Raw genomic sequence first — 16761 nt, 5'->3', positions numbered from 1 at the left:
TTAGGAATATTCCTCTGCAGTATCCATAACTAATTCTTTATAAGTGATCCTTTGATTTATTCTCTCAAACAACAGCTTTTCGTCTGTTTCCAACTTCTCAATGTTGCTTTCGACAAAGGATAGATACTTGCTCATTTCTGGCTCATTCCTCAACCCATAATAGGCCTGGGCTAGGAAGGTAGCAGCTGCCAGGGTATTACTATTAGGGTACTTAAAGTCAACTTCGTTTACAAGAAGCTTTATTCCCTCATCGTATCTGCCTGAGGCGATTAACGCAGAGCCACGCGTGCCCCTTATATGCTCGCTGTTTGGTAGAATACTATAAGCTAACTCAGAGAATCTGTCTGCTTCAGCAAGGTTTTCTATCAGCAGGTAATTCCACGCGAGTCCATTGTAAACAATGGGTTTATAACCAATATTCTCAGTCTCTTCCATCATGGGGATAAGGGACTCTAGGTAATATGTGGATTGTTGGTGATCACCCATTTTCAGGTGAGCTAATCCTGTATTCATGATGGGCAAAACCAATTTTGGGTTTCTGTCCAAACAGTACTGATATATCTCAATGGCCTGAGCATATTCCTTCGCCTCAAACAGATCATATGCGTCCATGAATTTGCCAGTAAGACTTAGCTCCATTAGGCTTTCCTGCTTGTAAGAGGGAATCTTCAAGATCGATAGGCCATCAGAGAAGAGCCTCATGCCTTGGTAACTGCTCCTGGTTGGAATCAAACTGGTCAGACCTGTAAGGAGGCAGACCAAACCAATCGCAGAAGAGGCATGTAACCCAGTATCAGGGTCAATCTCAAACCCATTGAAATAGAAGAGCAGGGCTGCAGTCAGGAAATTGACGATAAACCCACCACTGGTGAATAGGATAAGTTTAAACTTGATTTGCTTAAGGTTTTCGAACGTTGCGAAGGCCAGTCCTGAGTTGACGTTGGAGTTAATTATTACCTTGACACCCATGATCTCAGTACGATAGACCTCATGCCCTCTGCCTAGTACCATTCTCCTTGGGATGCCCCCAACCATCTTGGCGAATAATAGATGCCCTAGCTCATGAGTAATTAGCGCTATTTTGACTCCTAAATATAGGAAGAGCAGGTTTAAGGCGATGTTGGACCATTTGATGGCAATAGGTCCTTCTGGTATCCTCAACAGGAGGCCAATGCATAAGAAGATCCAGTACGATTTAGGGGCTAACGCTAGAATGGTTCTTGTATTCAATGTTGTATAATAATGGTTGAATAAGGTTGATATAGCTCAGCCGCTAATAGATTTAGATTATTTATTACTTATGTTGCGCGTGTTTATAAGCACTGTGGTCTCCCTGGCTGCACTCCCATAGATTGCCTTTGCTGCTTCCTCTTTTAACACTACCACATCCACCAGTTCTGATGGGTTTAAGGCCTTCAGCTTTGTAACTTCTTCCTCAGCCATTAAAAGACCATCCTTCACAAACAGAAACGTTGATGGGGCCTGCTCATATGCTTTCAACCTTTCAAGCAGAGAGTCAAAGAGCTGTTGTCTCAGTTTAGCCTTATGGGTATTGGTAGTTACCTTGATTACTCCATCTTTGGCAGCCTCCCTATAGGTTATACTGAGATAATCTCTGCTCTCAGAGTTGTTTTCGATAAGCTCTATAGATTCAATCTCTTCTTTGGTCGCATATTGCTCTAAAGACGAGTCTTGAGGTATGGGTTTGCCATCCAGAACTATCAAAGGTTTCTTCCCCTTGAAAGCCTCCAAAGGAGAGTTGTCGGAGCTTGCTTTGTTGGGTTTAAGACTACAGCCTGTAAGTACAAGTAGAAGAGGGAAGAATAGAGAAAGGTACCTAGCCATGTTTATAGATAGAATGGGTAGAAGGTCCAGACTAGTAACATTTCTTACATGGTCTTCTGCTGTAGTTGTTCTCTGCATCTGAGCGGGTGACTGCTGAGATAATATGGGTGCATCTGTTCAATCCACTACAGGATGAGAAGCTATGATAGGCGTAAGCACTGCCTCCTTCACAGATGTACACCTTAGGTGAAGACCTAGTAGCTGTTTTCTTGGTTGGTGCTTTCTTGGAGGTTGTTTGTGTGGTTTGGGCATAACTGCAAATTGACAGTATCACAAACAAGAGGGTGAGTAGTTGCCTCTTTATAATCATTTATAGCATCTATGTCTAAGGTTGATTAAATATAGAGTTTTAAGTATGAATATAAAAGCATAGTACTACTACAGTGCTATTAGCTAGTGTAGTCACGTAGATCTTAATGGCATTCAATAGCAACTATAGGGTAGGTTGTTATGGGTAAAGAATCCCATAACTTACTCACGTCTTTATCGTCATGGGTAAAAAAACGGTAAATTTACCCATAACTCTTTCCAGAAGCTGGTTGTCGTTCTTGCACTTCTATCCTAAAATGTGTTGTCTATTGTGAGACAGCAGATGATACAGAAGAGAGGGAGGTTGGGTAGGCGGGTAGTTACTTCCAGTCACTAAAGACGTATATAGTACCAAGCTCGTCTTAAAACAGGTTCAATACTGAGTTAAAATCAACAAAGATGCCTACTGCCTGAAGCTCTTTAAGAATCTTCATTTTCCACGCTCCAGAAGCATCATACTTCTCATATAATATCCCGCTGAGATCACTTGGGATTTCTAGATTGTCATTGACTAGCATTCTGACACGCTCTTTACCAAGCTTACCCATGAAATAACCTACTTCCAATACTACATTCTGTCTAGCTCTTTTATGACCTCCATCCATGGAGTCATCTGGAGAGAATAAAGCAATAGCATAGTTTGAGCTTCTACCTTCCTCTACAAGTTTGTCAATGATGGTTCTGCCTCTATCTGGCTGTTCATGCAGTACGATGTTTCTGACTCCAGCACGGGTAAGAAGCAATTGCACTTGAGTCTTCATCAAGCCATCATGCCCATGTATTATAAAAACAGTGTTGCCATTAGCTATTGCAGGTTCATCTTTTACTAACTCTGGGTTGGCTCTGATGATATCGTCCAAAGCTTGAGAGAAATAGTCTAAGAAGACTGTATTGAACTTACTTATAGAACTACTCATAGTTCTGTCCTGCATCAACGCAAACACAATTTGAGACGCGTTCTCCTTCATTTCTGCACTCTTCTTGTACAAGTAGTATGAAAGCGATTTAGCCTTTTCATGTTCAGAGGGTAAGTACCAATCTGAAACCCAGGCATCTTCTTCGACATCATTCGGCCATCCCTTCCATGCACTTGTCTCAATCTCATACTTCTGGAAAATGGGATTGTCTTTCACTTCTGAGTGGATATGTTGAAACAGATGTGCGGCCTCACTACCAAAAGTTCTTTCTTCTGCGCTTCTAATACGTTTGATATAAAAAGCAATGAGGTCTGGGTTTAATGCCATTGGTAGTGTAGATGAGGTGCTTGAATATTTTCAACCCTGAATATAATGATTTACTTACCATTATATCTTTCTGACTGCGGCGTTTTATAGGTGCATCTGTTTAAACCATAACAGTATTAACAGTATGAAGTACAGTGATAGACCTAAGTGTCCCTTCCTCATAAAGATGCAAACTCTAAGTAAAAACTTAGCAGATGTTTTCTCATGTGCTGTATAAAGCAACGAGGTCAAGCTAAGCTAAGTGTAAAACACCCCGTAGAGCTTTAATGTGTTTATGTCTCCTTTCAGAGAGACAGTAGGAGAGACAAGCAACGCAACAAAATCTAGTGAGTGTAGCCAATAAGCAGGTATATGCGTGTCTTGCTAGTGTCTCATCTGAGTTTTCTCTTAGAGGTTGTAAACTGCCAGAAATGAGTGAAAAAACAAAAATCCCGCTCCATTGCTGAAGCGGGATTTTCTATGCTGGTGGTGATGATTGGAATCGAACCAACGACACAAGGATTTTCAGTCCTTTGCTCTACCGACTGAGCTACATCACCAGCACCTTTTAAGAACCGTTCCGGAGATGTTTCGCTGCCGTTGTGGTTAAAAAGTATGCAAATGTAAGGAGCTAGCCCGGATTTGCAAAACTTCTGGCAAAAAAATCTTTTCTGACCTTTTCAGAATACTTTGTTAAATTCGTTCGTAGTACTAGCAGTTTCCATGTCTAAACTTCCTTTCTGTGATCAGTAATATCATCTTTTTTATTGTGGCGGCGTTAGGTATCGGCCTGTTTGTGTGGCAGATGCGGAAGATTGCCCACAACATCAACCTGGGGCGCGACAAGAAGATTTCAGGGGATGTTTCTACCCGCATAAATACCCTTTTGCTCGTTGCTTTTGGGCAACAAAAAATGTTCAAGCGGCCCTTGCCTGCCGTTCTGCACCTGTTTGTGTACGTCGGGTTTCTGGTCATCAACGTGGAATTGATAGAGATCCTGATTGACGGGCTCTTCGGGACCCACCGCATTTTAGGGGTGCTGGGCCCGGTGTACAGCGTACTCATGGCCATCAATGAGATCTTAGGGCTGTTGGTGATCATTGCCTGCGTGATTTTCCTGGCGCGGCGTACCGTAACCAAGGTGCCCCGCCTTACCCGCGGGCCTGAGATGCGGATGTGGCCCAGGCTGGACGCCAATGTGATCCTGATCACGGAGATCGTGCTTATGCTGGCCTTGTTCGCCTTCAACATCGCGGATCAGAAGCTGGCCCTGTTGGGCGGGCATGATTTGCCGGGCGCATTCCCGGTGAGCGGTCCTCTGGTGAACCTGTTCGGGAGTGATGTGCCAACCCTGCAGGTGATCGCTGGCATTGGCTGGTGGGTGCACATCATCGGTATTCTGGCCTTCATGAACTACCTACCCAGCTCCAAACACTTCCACATCATCATGTCTTTCCCCAATGTGTACTACAGTAAGCTGGAGCCGAAGGGCCAGTTCAGCAACGTAGAGAGCATCACGCATGAGATCAAGGCCATGTTAGACCCCAGCTACGTGGTGCCCCCGGCACCTGAGGGGGTGGATCCGCAGAAGTTCGGGGCCAAAGACGTGGAAGACCTTACCTGGAAGCAGCTCATGGACGCCTACACCTGCACCGAGTGCGGCCGTTGTACCAGCGTGTGCCCGGCCAACCTCACCGGCAAACTGCTCTCGCCGCGCAAGATTGTGATGGACACCCGTGACCGGATGGAGGAAGTAGGGCACGCGCCCATCATCTTCGCGCCGGCGCACTACAAAGAGGAATCTGAGCGCGTGAAAGTGACCGAGGAACGCACGCTGCTGCGCGGCTACATAACGCCAGAGGAGCTGTGGGCCTGCACCACCTGCAATGCCTGCGTGGAGTCCTGCCCGGTGAACATCAACCAGCTCTCTACCATCATTGACCTGCGCCGGTTCCTGGTGCTGGAAGAATCGGCCGCGCCGGCCGCGCTCAACACCATGTTCAACAACATTGAGAACAACGGGGCACCGTGGGCCTTCTCGCCCAGCGATCGTTTCAACTGGGCCGATGATTTGTTTATCACTTCCAAAAACTAGCCTCTAAACCGAATTCCCCTAACAAGCATTAGCTTTTGTGCAGCATGCCGAATACATTAGCACATGAGCACATCATCTAATTAGCACATTACCTCTATGTCAGAGAAAAAACAGATACAAGTACCCGTCATGGCTGATTTGGCCGCGCGGGGTGAAGCCCCCGAAGTGTTGTTCTGGGTGGGCTGCGCCGGCGCCTTTGACGACCGATATAAAAGCGTTACCCGCGCCTTCGTGCGCATCTTAGAGCACGTGGGTACCAAGTATGCCGTGTTGGGCATGGAAGAGACCTGCACCGGCGACCCCGCCAAACGGGCCGGCAACGAGTTCCTGTTCCAGATGCAGGCCATGACCAACATTGCCACCTTAGACGGCTACGGCATCAAAACCATTGTGACTGCCTGCCCGCACTGCTTCAACACCATCAAGAATGAGTATCCGGCTTTGGGCGGCAACTATGAGGTGATCCATCACTCTACGTTCCTGCAGAACCTGATCAACGAAGGCAAAGTGAAGATTGCCGGCGGCGGCGAGTTCAAAGGCAAGCGCATTACCTTCCATGACTCCTGCTACCTGGGCCGCGCCAACAACATCTATGAAGCGCCCCGCGACGTGCTAGCCGCCTTAGACGCCGACCTGGTGGAGATGAAACGCAGCCGCGCCAACGGCCTGTGCTGCGGGGCCGGCGGCGCCCAGATGTGGAAAGAACCGGAGCCTGGCAGCAAAGACATCAACGTGGAACGTGCCCAGGAAGCCATTGGTACCGGAGCCACCATCATTGCCAGCGCCTGTCCCTTCTGCATGACCATGATGGCCGACGGCGTAAAAAGCCAGAACAAGGAAGACTCTGTTCAGGTGTTTGACATTGCCGAACTCATCGCCCAGGCCGAAGGCATCAACGGGTAAGGGTATCAGGTAGCAAGTGGTTTAAACCTAATGCCTTTCCTGCTTCAAGTTTGCAACTTGGAGCCTTTTATGAAGCAAGTTTTTAACTTGCGTGGCTAGTATTAGGGAAATAGCATCACAAGTTGCAAACTTGCTTCATTTCAACCACAAGTTAGAAACTTGCGGTATATAAGGTATATAAAGGGTGTTTGACGAAAAGGTGAAGTAGGAGGAAGCGCGTTTAGGGTTCGTTTCAAGAAAAGCGGCCCAAAAACAAAAAACCTTCCTGCTTCAAGTTTCTAACTTGGAGCCTTCATTGCCGCAAGTTTTTAACTTGCGTGCTCCACAGGAGAAAAATTCAGCTTTTACATCTTCCATCATGAAAGCCCTCAGGTAGAAATTGGCGGCATGGGTGGTCCGGTAAGAACCAGCAGGGTGATTATAGGCTGTTTTTCAGAAACCGGCTACCAAACGAGGGGTTTGACTTCGGTCTTTGTTGGTGTCATCACCAACAAGCGCGTTGCCACCGAAAGTTGTAAGAAGTAAATCGTCTTCAGGCTTGTTTCCTGAAAACCGGCTTGAAAACACGAAAGCATAGTCTTGTGTCTTAATACGTGAGACGAGGGTCAATTATAAATTAGCATATTACAAAAAATGTACGTTCCTTTTGAGCAATTACCGCCTTATAGCCGGCTGTGGATATATCAGTTAGACCGCAAACTTACCCCAGAGGAAGAGGTGTGCATGAACCAGCAGCTACAGGATTTCGTAACGGAGTGGAGCAGTCATGGGCGTGATTTACAGGCCTCTTTCACCATAAAGGAACACCACTTCCTGTTCCTGGCCACCAATGAGGAAGTGGCCTCGGCCAGTGGCTGTTCCATAGATAAATCAGTGGCCTTTTTAAGGCAATTAGAGCAGGATTTTAACGTTCAATTATTTGACCGTACCAAGTTGGCCTTCAAACAGCAAGACCAGGTACAGATACTTCCTTTGACAGAAGTAAAAGGCCTGGTGACGGCCGGAACGTTGGCTCCGGACACCCTCTACTTTGACACCCTGGTGCAAACGGTGGGGGCGTTGCAGGAGCAGTGGCCCAAACCCGCCAAAGATACCTGGCTGGCTCGTTACTTTTAACCCGGTCTTTAAGCCAATAACGCGTAGGAATGCACATGATGCGACAGAACAGAACCTTTGTACTGGGAATGGCCTTGTCTTTGGCGGTGGCGGCTTGCGGGCCTTTCCGGAGCTCCGTGCAGAAAGGCGACAAGAACTTTGGCCAGGAAGAATACCAGTTGGCCATTAACCACTACCAGACCGCCCTCAAGAAAGGGCGTACCGGTGCCGAGGTTAACTTCAAGCTGGCAGAGTCCTACCGGTTGTCTAATCGGCTGGCGCTGGCCGAGCAGTACTACAAAGCCGCCCTGGACGCCCGTAAAACCGAGGAAACCATGTTCCGGTACGGCATGGCCCTGAAAGCCAATGGCAAGTATGAAGAAGCCGCTACCCAGTTGCAGAGTTACCTGGCCGTGGCTTCCAACAAAACGTTCATGCGGCTGGCCCAGCTGGAACTAGATAACCTCAAGCAGGTGGCCACTATCCGCGACCAGCCCACCTACCGGATCGTGACCCCAGTGCTCGCCGCCAACACCGCTGCTTCTGAGTTCTCGCCTATTCTGCTCAACAATGAACTCATCTTCTCCTCTACCCGCGAAAACGCTACTTACAAAGGCAACGGCGAAGGCTTCCTGAATTTGTACGTGGTGCCCGTGGCAGATACGGGCATGGCCGCGGCCCCTACCGTAAGGCCCTTCGCCGCGGTATTGAACGCCCCTGAGGTGCATGATGCCTCACCGGCGTTCACCAATGAAGGTCGCACCATGGTCTTCGCCCGGGGCAACACCGGCAAAAAGAGCGGAAGCGAGAACGTAGACCTGTATATCTCACAATACAAAACCGGCGAATGGTCTGAACCCCGTCCCGCCAGCTTCAACGACCCTGTGGCCTGGGATGCCTCGCCCGCGTTCTCGCCAGATGGCCGCACCCTGTACTTCTCCTCCAACCGCCGCGGCGGCCAGGGCGGGCGCGATATCTGGAAAACGACCCTGGATGCCGCCGGCCGTTTCTCCCGCCCAGAGAACCTGGGGCCCACCATCAACACGCCCGGCAACGAGTCCTTCCCTTATGTGGGGCCAGACAGTACCCTGTACATCGCCTCAGACGGCCACCCCGGGTTGGGCGGGCTGGATCTTTTCCGGATCAGCGGTGATTCTGTCATCAACATGGGCGCGCCTATCAATTCAGTGGGAGATGACTTCTCAATCCTGATCACCGGTGACAATCAAGGATTCTTCGCCTCTAACCGCACCGGCGGCCAAGGCGGCGATGACCTGTATTCCTACGTGAAGCGCCAGCCCAAACTGGTGAATTTCTTTGTAGACGGTCGCGTGGTGGAACGGAACGAGAAAACAAACGCCCTTACCCCCGTGGGCAACCTGCGGGTAGCCCTGCAGAACGCGCAGGGCGTGAAAATAGAAGAGGCCACCGCCGATGCCCAGGGAAACTTCACCTTCCGGCTGGATTCTGCCAGCGTGTATTCTGTGGTAGCGGAGAGAACCGGGTACTTCACCGCCCGCCAGCCCGTGGTAACCCAAGGCAAAACGCCGCCCCAAAGCCAGCTGACCCAACCAGTCACTAACATCCGGCTAACGGCCACGCTTACGCTGGCCAAGATTGTTCGCAACAGAGCCATTGTGGTAGAGAACATCTTCTATGACTATGACAAAGCTGATATACGCCCAGACGCCGCTGTGGAGTTAGATAAACTGGTGCAGACCTTGTTAGACAACCCCGCCATCACCATTGAGCTGAGCTCACACACAGACAGCCGGGGGGTAGACATCTACAACCAGGACCTTTCACAGCGGAGGGCCCAGAGCGCCGTAGACTACATCATCTCCAAAGGGATTGATCCTAAGCGCATCACGGCGCGCGGCTACGGGGAGTCAAGGCCCGTGGTGCGGAATGCGAAAACAGAGGAGCAGCACCAGCGAAACCGCCGTACCGAGTTCACTGTGACCCGCATTGACGAACAGCCACAACGGTAAGCGTTAGCGTGAAGATTGATCGCAAGCACGAAATTGGAACTGCCCCTTAGCCCGAGCTTGCAACTTGTGTCCGCACGTATGCCTGATCCTCTTTTGCCCGTTAAAGTACATGTTATTCCTTAGCAACGGGAAGGCATGAGCTGCAAGCTCGGGCCAGCGATGGCATGGTGAGGCCCTGCGTCGTTTGTGCCTTAACTTTAAATACCAGAAGAAAAGCCTCCCATAACCGGGAGGCTTTCTTATTTTTGCCTCAGCAAAAGGCAGAACTGGGTTTCAGGGCTGTTTTTGAGGAATAAGGCCATAAACGGTCTGCTACTTTTATTCATTGCCCACCATGGAAAACCGGTATCTGCAGCGCGGCGTCTCCGCCTCTAAAGAAGATGTGCACAACGCCATCAAGAACATAGACAAAGGCTTATTTCCGCAGGCGTTCTGCAAAATCATCCCAGATCTGCTGGTGGGTGACCCCGAGTTCTGCAACATCATGCACGCCGACGGCGCGGGTACCAAATCTGCCCTGGCGTACCTCTACTGGCGCGAGACCGGTGACCTTTCCGTCTGGAAAGGCATTGCCCAGGACGCCATTGTCATGAACACCGATGACCTGCTGTGCGTGGGCGCCACCGACAATATCCTGCTTTCCTCCACCATTGGGCGTAATAAAAACCTGGTGCCCGGCGAGGTGGTTGCCGCCATCATTAACGGCACAGAGGAAGTGCTGCAGATGCTGCGCGACAACGGCATCGGGATTTACAGCACCGGCGGCGAGACCGCCGATGTAGGCGACCTGGTGCGCACCATTATCGTGGACAGCACCGTGACGGCCCGCATGCGGCGCTCTGACGTGGTTTCCAACCATACCATCCAACCCGGTGATGTGATTGTGGGGTTCTCCTCTTACGGCCAGACCACCTATGAAAGCGAGTACAATGGCGGCATGGGCAGTAACGGCCTCACCTCGGCCCGCCATGATGTGTTTGCCAATTACCTGGCCAAGAACTACCCAGAGAGCTTTGACCCCGCGGTACCGTCTGATCTGGTGTACTCCGGCAACTGCCAACTCACCGATATCAATGAAGAAACCGGCCTTACCGTAGGCAAATTGGTGCTGTCGCCTACCAGAACCTATGCCCCGCTGGTGCAGGCTATCTTGAAAGACTACCGTAGCCAGTTGCACGGCATGGTGCATTGCAGCGGCGGCGCGCAGACCAAGGTGCTGCACTTCACCAGGAACGTGCACATCATCAAAGACAACCTGTTGCCGGTGCCGCCGCTGTTCCGGCTCATCCAGGAGCAGAGCAACACCAGCTGGCAGGAAATGTACAAGGTCTTCAACATGGGCCACCGCCTGGAACTGTACGTGCCTGAAGCGATTGCCCAAGACCTGATCAGCATTAGCCAGTCGTTCAACTTGGATGCCCAGATCATAGGCAGGGTAGAGGCCAGCGAGAAAAACGAATTGACCATCCAGAGCCCCTACGGCCAGTATTATTACGAAGGATAAACGAACGTCCGGTACATGGCCTGTCCCTCCTGGTTTCAAGGCTGCTTTTTGAAAAGCAACCCTGAAACCAGGAGGGATTTTGTTTTTGCTGTGAACGGAAATGCTTTTGGCTCAGGTTCACGGGGACGGAACAGACAGTAAGAAGCCCTTTTTGAGGATAGGCTGTCCGTGAATATAGATTTGGCACAATATTGGATTTAGAGTGTTTATCGTTCTATTTTAAAGACTTGGCCATGAAACGTTTCTACTTCCTGGGGATTTTCTTCCTGCTCCTGGGCCATGCGCTGTCTGCGCAGCCCGCTTTAGACGCCGCCCTGTTGGTGGAAACCCAACGCGGCGAATATTTCCAACTGAACATTGGGGGCCGCCTCATCAATGTAGCCCCGTCTTCCAGAGTAGCCGTAGCCGACTTACCAGCGGGCCGGCACATGCTGAACATTAGGGTGCTGGGCCGGGGACGCAGGGCGCAGAACATTACTGCCGAGGTTCTCCTGGAGAGGGGATATGAGGGCGTGTATGTGTTGGCGCCGGCCGTGGCCGGAAGAGCATTCCCTTTGGTGCTGCGCAAAGTAGACCAGGTGCCCTTGTCGCGTCCCTTGCCGCCGGCCCAGGGCAACGACGTCTGCCGCTATACCATGGAAGAGCAGGACGTAGAGCGGGTGCTTCGGTTCATGAAAGAAGAAGGGTTTGATGACCGGCGGCTGGAGATCGCCAAGGGCGAAATCAAACTCGCGGGCGGCCTCATGACCGAAGACCTTTTCCTGCTCATGAAGGCCCTAAGCTTTGAAGAACGCCGGGTAGCGCTGGCGAAGTTCGCTTATGGCTATGTCTGTGATCCCCAGCGCTTCAGCCGGGTCTTAGATGCTCTGGAATTCAGCAGCAGCAAGCGGGAACTCCAGGATTTCCTCTACAAGAGATAGTGGGTACTTTTAAAACAGAAGGGGCTCCGTTGCATAACGGAGCCCCTTCTGTTTCAGGATGCTTTGTTGCTTCTTCTCTAACGAACACTAAAAGTGGAGTCAAGAAGAAGTCTTACGTCTTATGTCCTGCGTCTTGTGTCTTAAAACTAACCCTACCGCAGGCGGTCCATGGAGCGTACTAAATCCTCATCGCGCTTGATGAAGCGGTTAGCCAGTACGTTCATGAGCAGACCCACAGCCGGCAGGTAAAAGCCAGAGAGGTACTCGCCCTGCTCCTTGGTTTTGATCAGGTCTTCGCCCACGTAAGAAGAGAAGTAGAAGGCGCAGCCCATCAAGGCGGCCATCACCAGGGAGTTCAGCAAACCCAGTTTCATTTGGGTAAGGCGGCTCTTGTACTGGAAAATCTCATACAAGGCGATCAAGGCGGCCACGCCGGCCAGAATGGCAATGAAAATAGTGCTGGTGGAATCGGCTTCCGCGCCGGCAGAAGTAACCGGGCCAAGGCTAAAAGCAGTTAAGGCATATTCCTGGCCATTGGCGGGGTTGGTTTTCGCCCAGATGGGCACAAAGAACATGGCCACCATGGCTACCACAATCAAAAACAGGAAAACGCTCTGGACTCTCTGTATCATATACTTGTTTGGTTTCTGAATCAGGTGCAAAACTACATAAAACTTACATATCAAAGATACCCCTCCTCCGCAATCCTTCTTCACCTGCCAGAGGAGTTGGCGTGCTTTGGTAAAAGCTTGTCTATTAGATGATTAATGGTTGTGTTGGGGCGCTTGCGGAGTTTTCCACAGGCTAGTGTGCAAAGAAAGGATTTTTTACTCTACCCAAAGCGGCTAAATTGCCTCTGGTGGCATGAACGTTGCAAGCCTCCATTCTTTAAAAGCGCAGAAAAATGAAACAATTCGCGGTTCTCGGTTTAGTGGCCATGTTATCTATTGGTGGGGGAATAGCCATAGCGGCACCAGCCCAGAATTCTCAGGCAGTTGCAGGCAGGTACAACGAACCTTCTAAAGCGGAAAAGAAACGGGCCAAGGCCTTGGCCAAAGCCATCAAGAAAGATGAAAAGCACCGCTTGGCGTTGAACAAGGCCAAAGCCAAATATGAGCGAGACCAGGCCAACCTCAAGGAAGACTATAACCGGCGGCAACACCGGCTGAACGACCATTTCGCCAAGGCCAACAGCAGCACCAGCAGCCTGGAGCAGGAAATGGCCCGCCTGAAGCAGGAGTACGAGCGCGACAAACAGGCCTTGCAGGAACGGTATGAACGCCAGCGCGATGCCCGCCAAGCGGCCTGGCAGTCAGAAAGAGGTGCTACCTTGGTGAGACCCTAACGGCGGCTTTTGGCGCCTCCCAAGAAGGATAGCCCTTGCTAGAAGCTCGTTCTTGTTGTCGGCTACTCTTTGATAGCGCTATGCCATTTTCAGGCGGTTTTCAGGAAAAGGGCCTAAAAACCGGCCCTGGGTTTCAGGCCTAGAGCGAGCAGTTTCTGAGACTCACGCCTCAATTCTGTATCTTTGCCCCATGCGGTATTTTTTAGAAGTGGCGTATGATGGCACCAGGTTCCACGGTTGGCAACTGCAGCCCAACGCCCTCACGGTGCAAGAGGTGCTGGATGATGGCCTGCGCAAGGTGTTCCGCCTTCCTCAGGTGGAGACGGTAGGCAGCGGCCGCACTGATACGGGCGTGCATGCCGCCCAGCAATGGGTGCATGTGGATTTGCCCCAAGTGCTTCCGCCCGCAGAAATCCAACACAAGCTGAACCGTATCCTTCCCCCGGATATTGTAGTAGGCCAGGTCATGCCGGTGGGGCCTGAAGCGCACACCCGGTTTGATGCCATCAGTCGAACGTATGAATACCGCATCACGCGCCAGAAAAATCCCTTTCTGGTACGGCACGCGCACTACCTGTCCAGAACCCCAGATGTGGACAGCATGAACCAGGCTGCCCAGGCTTTGCTGCACCTGGAAGACTTCACCACCTTCTCCAAAGTAAAAGGCGATACCAAGCACTATAGGTGCACCATTACCCACGCCCATTGGCGGGAAGAGGGCGACTTGCTCATCTTCACTATCAAAGCCAATCGGTTTCTGCGGGGCATGGTACGGCTGGTGGTAGGTACGCTCCTGGACGTAGGCAAAGGAAAACTCACGGCAGTGCAGTTCAGAGACGCCATAGAACGGCAAGACCGGCGCCTGGCCAGTGGGGCGGCTCCCGCCGAAGGGTTGTTCCTGTACCGGGTAGAATATCCCGCTGGTTATTTTGCCCAGCAGAAAGCGTTGTTTGAATTGGCGGCTAAGGCCGCGATGAAGGAATAGCGGACTTCTCTATAATACTACGAAACCCTAGTGCATGCCTTTTGCCGTTGCTGGCATGGTGACCGGTTGATGCAAGAGCCCTTATGCTGCCTTGTTCTATAGCTGCCCTCCGTGCGCTCACGGCCGCGAGGCCCCGTCTTCCCCTCTCGCACTGCCCTTTCGGCCTGAGCTGTCTGTTCCTCTTAGTAATCTTTTATCTAGGGCCAAAAGCGAGGCGCGCTCGGGAAAGACTGGAACAGGGGGAAGTAGCATAAACGGTGAGGAGAACCCTGTAGAGACAACGGCACCGCCTTGTCTCCCACGCATTGCTATCTTTTGCTCCTTGGCATTCCTATCTTTGGCTCCTTGGTATTCCTATCCTCCCACATCTTCCTATCTTTTGCTCCTTCGCATTCCTTTCCTTTCCTCCCACATCTTCCTTTCTTTGCAACAACTGATTCCCTCCTAGGAAAAGGATAGATCCTGCTTCTCGGCCTCTACACCGCCTGCTCAGAAGACCTCGTAGTGTCTTCAGGCCTACGAGTGTCTCCGCCGATACCGGAAGCCGAAGGGACGCTCCAATTATTCCGTGGTTTATTGTGTACTTTTGTGCTGAAAAGCGTAGGTAGTTTCAGGGCCTTTTCCTGAAAAACCGGCCTAAACGTTTGAGAGGGTCTGTGCGGCCCCAGCTTCTGTTTGTTCTATGGGAGCAGAAGCAAAGCGGCACCTTAAAGCATACTAGCCACATCCATCCATGAGTGAAATAGGAGGCAGCAAGACCGGGAGCGCGTTTGACTGGGAAGTGTTGCGTAAGATATTCCGGTTCGTGAAACCGTACCAGCGGGTGTTCTACCTGGTGATTTTCTTAACCGTCGCCTCGGCGGTGCTGGCTACGGTCAGGCCGTTCCTTATCCAGGAGATGGTAGACAAGCAGATTCTGCAGTACAACTGGCAGGGTGTGAACCGTATGTTTATGTGGCTCATCGGGCTGTTGGTGATGCATACAGTGGTCTCCTACTTCCACACGTACTTTGCGGGGTGGCTGGGGCAGTACGTGGTGCGCGACATCCGGGTGAAGCTGTATGAGCATATCCTGAAGCTCCGCCTGAAATTCTATGACCGTACGCCCATTGGTACGCTGGTGACCCGCAACGTGAATGATGTGGAGACCCTGTCTGATGTCTTCTCAGAGGGCCTGGCTGCCATGATCGGGGATGTGCTCCAACTCCTCTTTATTCTGGGGTACATGTTCTGGATTGACTGGAAACTTACCCTGGTCAGCCTTTCCATGTTTCCGCTGCTCATTATCAGTACCTATATCTTCAAGGAAAAAGTAAAGGACTCGTTCCAGGAGGTGCGCAGCGCGGTGGCCAAATTGAATGCCTTCGTGCAGGAGCATATCACGGGCATGATGGTGGTGCAGATCTTTAACAACGAGGAGCGGGAAATGAAGAAATTCAAGGCCATCAACAAAGAGCACACCCGCGCCAATGTCAGGTCTGTTTTGTACTACTCCATCTACTTCCCGGTGGCCGAGGTCATCGGCGCCGCCGGAACAGGGCTGTTGGTGTGGTACGGGGCCAAGGGCGTGATCCAGGATACCGTGACGCTGGGCTCCTTGATTGCCTTCATTATGTACATTGGCATGTTCTTCAGGCCCATCCGCCAGATTGCCGACCGTTTCAATACGCTGCAATTGGGCGTGGTGAGTTCTGAGCGGATCATGCGCCTGCTGGAAAGCCAGGAGATGGTTTCTGACTCCGGCACGTACGCCCCCGCCACCATCAAGGGCGAGGTGCAGTTTGAGAAGGTCTGGTTTGCCTACAATGACGAGGATTGGGTGCTGAAAGGCGTCTCCTTCAACGTGGAGGCTGGGCAGACAGTGGCCCTGGTAGGCGCCACGGGAGCCGGAAAAACCTCCATCATCAACCTGCTGAGCCGCTTCTATGAGATCAACAAAGGCACGATCAAAGTTGATGGGCATGATGTGAAAGAATACAACCTGGAGGTGCTGCGCCAGCAGATTGGCGTGGTCTTGCAGGATGTATTCCTGTTCTCGGGCACCATTGCAGACAACATCAGCCTGGGCAACAAAGACATCACCGAAGACCAGATGTGGGAAGCCGCCCGTCTGGTAGGTGCCGACCGGTTCATTGAGCGCTTGCCTGGTGGCCTGCAGTACAACGTGATGGAGCGCGGGGCCACCCTATCAGTGGGGCAACGGCAGCTGATCTCGTTTGTGCGCGCCATGGTCTACAACCCCAAGATCATCATCCTGGATGAGGCCACCTCCAGCGTAGACTCAGAAACCGAGGAATTGATCCAATTCGCCATCGCGCAGCTCATGCAGGGACGTACCTCTATCGTGATTGCCCACCGCCTCTCCACCATCCAGAAAGCCGATAACATCATTGTGCTGGACCGCGGCGAGATCAAGGAAAGCGGCCGCCATGAGGAACTGCTGCAGACAGGGGGCTATTACGCCCAACTCCACGAGATGCAGTACAAGAATTTTGTGTAGGTAGAGGGTATTGCAGGGTCGTTTCTGTAAAATAGCCCCTAAAACG

13 protein-coding genes and 1 tRNA gene are annotated in these 16761 nt (G+C 51.3%); 9 read left to right on the top strand and 5 right to left on the bottom strand.

Annotated elements, in window-relative coordinates; all coding sequences use genetic code 11:
- The 4 genes from FOE74_RS13550 to FOE74_RS13535 form a co-directional block, all read right to left on the bottom strand.
- Complete coding sequence (locus FOE74_RS13550) at positions 1–1230, bottom strand: tetratricopeptide repeat protein (RefSeq protein WP_149099146.1); 1230 nt, start codon at positions 1228–1230, stop codon at positions 1–3.
- Between the two features lie 57 nt (positions 1231–1287).
- Positions 1288–1923: a hypothetical protein gene (locus FOE74_RS13545; protein WP_149099145.1), complete on the bottom strand. Its 636-nt coding sequence runs from the start codon at positions 1921–1923 to the stop codon at positions 1288–1290.
- A gap of 593 nt (positions 1924–2516) precedes the next feature.
- Positions 2517–3398, bottom strand: coding sequence for a TIR domain-containing protein (locus FOE74_RS13540; RefSeq protein ID WP_149099144.1), 882 nt, complete (start codon positions 3396–3398; stop codon positions 2517–2519).
- Positions 3399–3861: 463 nt separating this feature from the next.
- A tRNA-Phe gene (locus FOE74_RS13535) sits at positions 3862–3937 on the bottom strand.
- A 182-nt stretch (positions 3938–4119) separates the two neighbouring features.
- Between FOE74_RS13535 and FOE74_RS13530 the strand changes: the two genes are divergently transcribed.
- The 6 genes from FOE74_RS13530 (at position 4120) to FOE74_RS13505 (ending at position 11885) form a co-directional block, all read left to right on the top strand.
- Complete coding sequence (locus FOE74_RS13530) at positions 4120–5472, top strand: 4Fe-4S dicluster domain-containing protein (protein WP_225840811.1); 1353 nt, start codon at positions 4120–4122, stop codon at positions 5470–5472.
- A gap of 129 nt (positions 5473–5601) precedes the next feature.
- Complete coding sequence (locus FOE74_RS13525; protein WP_149099257.1) at positions 5602–6375, top strand: (Fe-S)-binding protein; 774 nt, start codon at positions 5602–5604, stop codon at positions 6373–6375.
- A 633-nt stretch (positions 6376–7008) separates the two neighbouring features.
- A complete protein-coding gene (locus tag FOE74_RS13520; protein ID WP_149099143.1) occupies positions 7009–7491 on the top strand; it encodes a hypothetical protein in 483 nt (160 codons plus the stop codon).
- A 35-nt stretch (positions 7492–7526) separates the two neighbouring features.
- Positions 7527–9461 (top strand): OmpA family protein, encoded by a 1935-nt coding sequence (locus FOE74_RS13515; RefSeq protein WP_225840809.1) that lies wholly within the window; start codon positions 7527–7529, stop codon positions 9459–9461.
- 334 nt (positions 9462–9795) lie between these two features.
- Positions 9796–10965: an AIR synthase related protein gene (locus FOE74_RS13510; RefSeq protein ID WP_149099141.1), complete on the top strand. Its 1170-nt coding sequence runs from the start codon at positions 9796–9798 to the stop codon at positions 10963–10965.
- Between the two features lie 233 nt (positions 10966–11198).
- Positions 11199–11885 carry a DUF4476 domain-containing protein gene (locus FOE74_RS13505; RefSeq protein ID WP_149099140.1) on the top strand — a complete coding sequence of 229 codons (687 nt, stop codon included), beginning with the start codon at positions 11199–11201 and terminating at the stop codon, positions 11883–11885.
- Between the two features lie 152 nt (positions 11886–12037).
- Here the strand turns inward: FOE74_RS13505 and FOE74_RS13500 are convergent, their stop codons facing one another.
- Positions 12038–12517: a DUF4293 domain-containing protein gene (locus tag FOE74_RS13500; protein WP_149099139.1), complete on the bottom strand. Its 480-nt coding sequence runs from the start codon at positions 12515–12517 to the stop codon at positions 12038–12040.
- 272 nt (positions 12518–12789) lie between these two features.
- Between FOE74_RS13500 and FOE74_RS13495 the strand changes: the two genes are divergently transcribed.
- From FOE74_RS13495 to FOE74_RS13485, 3 genes are all read left to right on the top strand, one after another.
- Positions 12790–13230 carry a hypothetical protein gene (locus tag FOE74_RS13495; protein WP_149099138.1) on the top strand — a complete coding sequence of 147 codons (441 nt, stop codon included), beginning with the start codon at positions 12790–12792 and terminating at the stop codon, positions 13228–13230.
- Positions 13231–13420: 190 nt separating this feature from the next.
- Complete coding sequence (gene truA / locus FOE74_RS13490; protein WP_149099137.1) at positions 13421–14215, top strand: tRNA pseudouridine(38-40) synthase TruA; 795 nt, start codon at positions 13421–13423, stop codon at positions 14213–14215.
- A 733-nt stretch (positions 14216–14948) separates the two neighbouring features.
- A complete protein-coding gene (locus FOE74_RS13485; protein ID WP_149099136.1) occupies positions 14949–16715 on the top strand; it encodes an ABC transporter ATP-binding protein in 1767 nt (588 codons plus the stop codon).
- The last annotated feature ends 46 nt before the right edge of the window (positions 16716–16761 follow it).

The organism is Rufibacter glacialis (genome assembly GCF_008271745.1).
Classification (GTDB): Bacteria; Bacteroidota; Bacteroidia; order Cytophagales; family Hymenobacteraceae; genus Nibribacter; species Nibribacter glacialis.
Note: the sequence above shows the minus strand (reverse complement) of the source record. Positions and strands in the feature narration are given on the sequence as shown.

What these genes read in the sequence shown, in the direction of transcription:
- FOE74_RS13495 (WP_149099138.1), top strand. Translation starts at nt 12,790, where the DNA reads ATGAAACAATTCGCGGTTCTCGGTTTAGTGGCCATGTTATCTATTGGT.
- FOE74_RS13540 (WP_149099144.1), bottom strand. Translation starts at nt 3,398, where the DNA reads ATGGCATTAAACCCAGACCTCATTGCTTTTTATATCAAACGTATTAGA.
- FOE74_RS13545 (WP_149099145.1), bottom strand. Translation starts at nt 1,923, where the DNA reads ATGCAGAGAACAACTACAGCAGAAGACCATGTAAGAAATGTTACTAGT.
- FOE74_RS13525 (WP_149099257.1), top strand. Translation starts at nt 5,602, where the DNA reads ATGGCTGATTTGGCCGCGCGGGGTGAAGCCCCCGAAGTGTTGTTCTGG.
- FOE74_RS13510 (WP_149099141.1), top strand. Translation starts at nt 9,796, where the DNA reads ATGGAAAACCGGTATCTGCAGCGCGGCGTCTCCGCCTCTAAAGAAGAT.
- truA (WP_149099137.1), top strand. Translation starts at nt 13,421, where the DNA reads ATGCGGTATTTTTTAGAAGTGGCGTATGATGGCACCAGGTTCCACGGT.
- FOE74_RS13515 (WP_225840809.1), top strand. Translation starts at nt 7,527, where the DNA reads ATGATGCGACAGAACAGAACCTTTGTACTGGGAATGGCCTTGTCTTTG.
- FOE74_RS13500 (WP_149099139.1), bottom strand. Translation starts at nt 12,517, where the DNA reads ATGATACAGAGAGTCCAGAGCGTTTTCCTGTTTTTGATTGTGGTAGCC.
- FOE74_RS13520 (WP_149099143.1), top strand. Translation starts at nt 7,009, where the DNA reads ATGTACGTTCCTTTTGAGCAATTACCGCCTTATAGCCGGCTGTGGATA.
- FOE74_RS13505 (WP_149099140.1), top strand. Translation starts at nt 11,199, where the DNA reads ATGAAACGTTTCTACTTCCTGGGGATTTTCTTCCTGCTCCTGGGCCAT.
- FOE74_RS13485 (WP_149099136.1), top strand. Translation starts at nt 14,949, where the DNA reads ATGAGTGAAATAGGAGGCAGCAAGACCGGGAGCGCGTTTGACTGGGAA.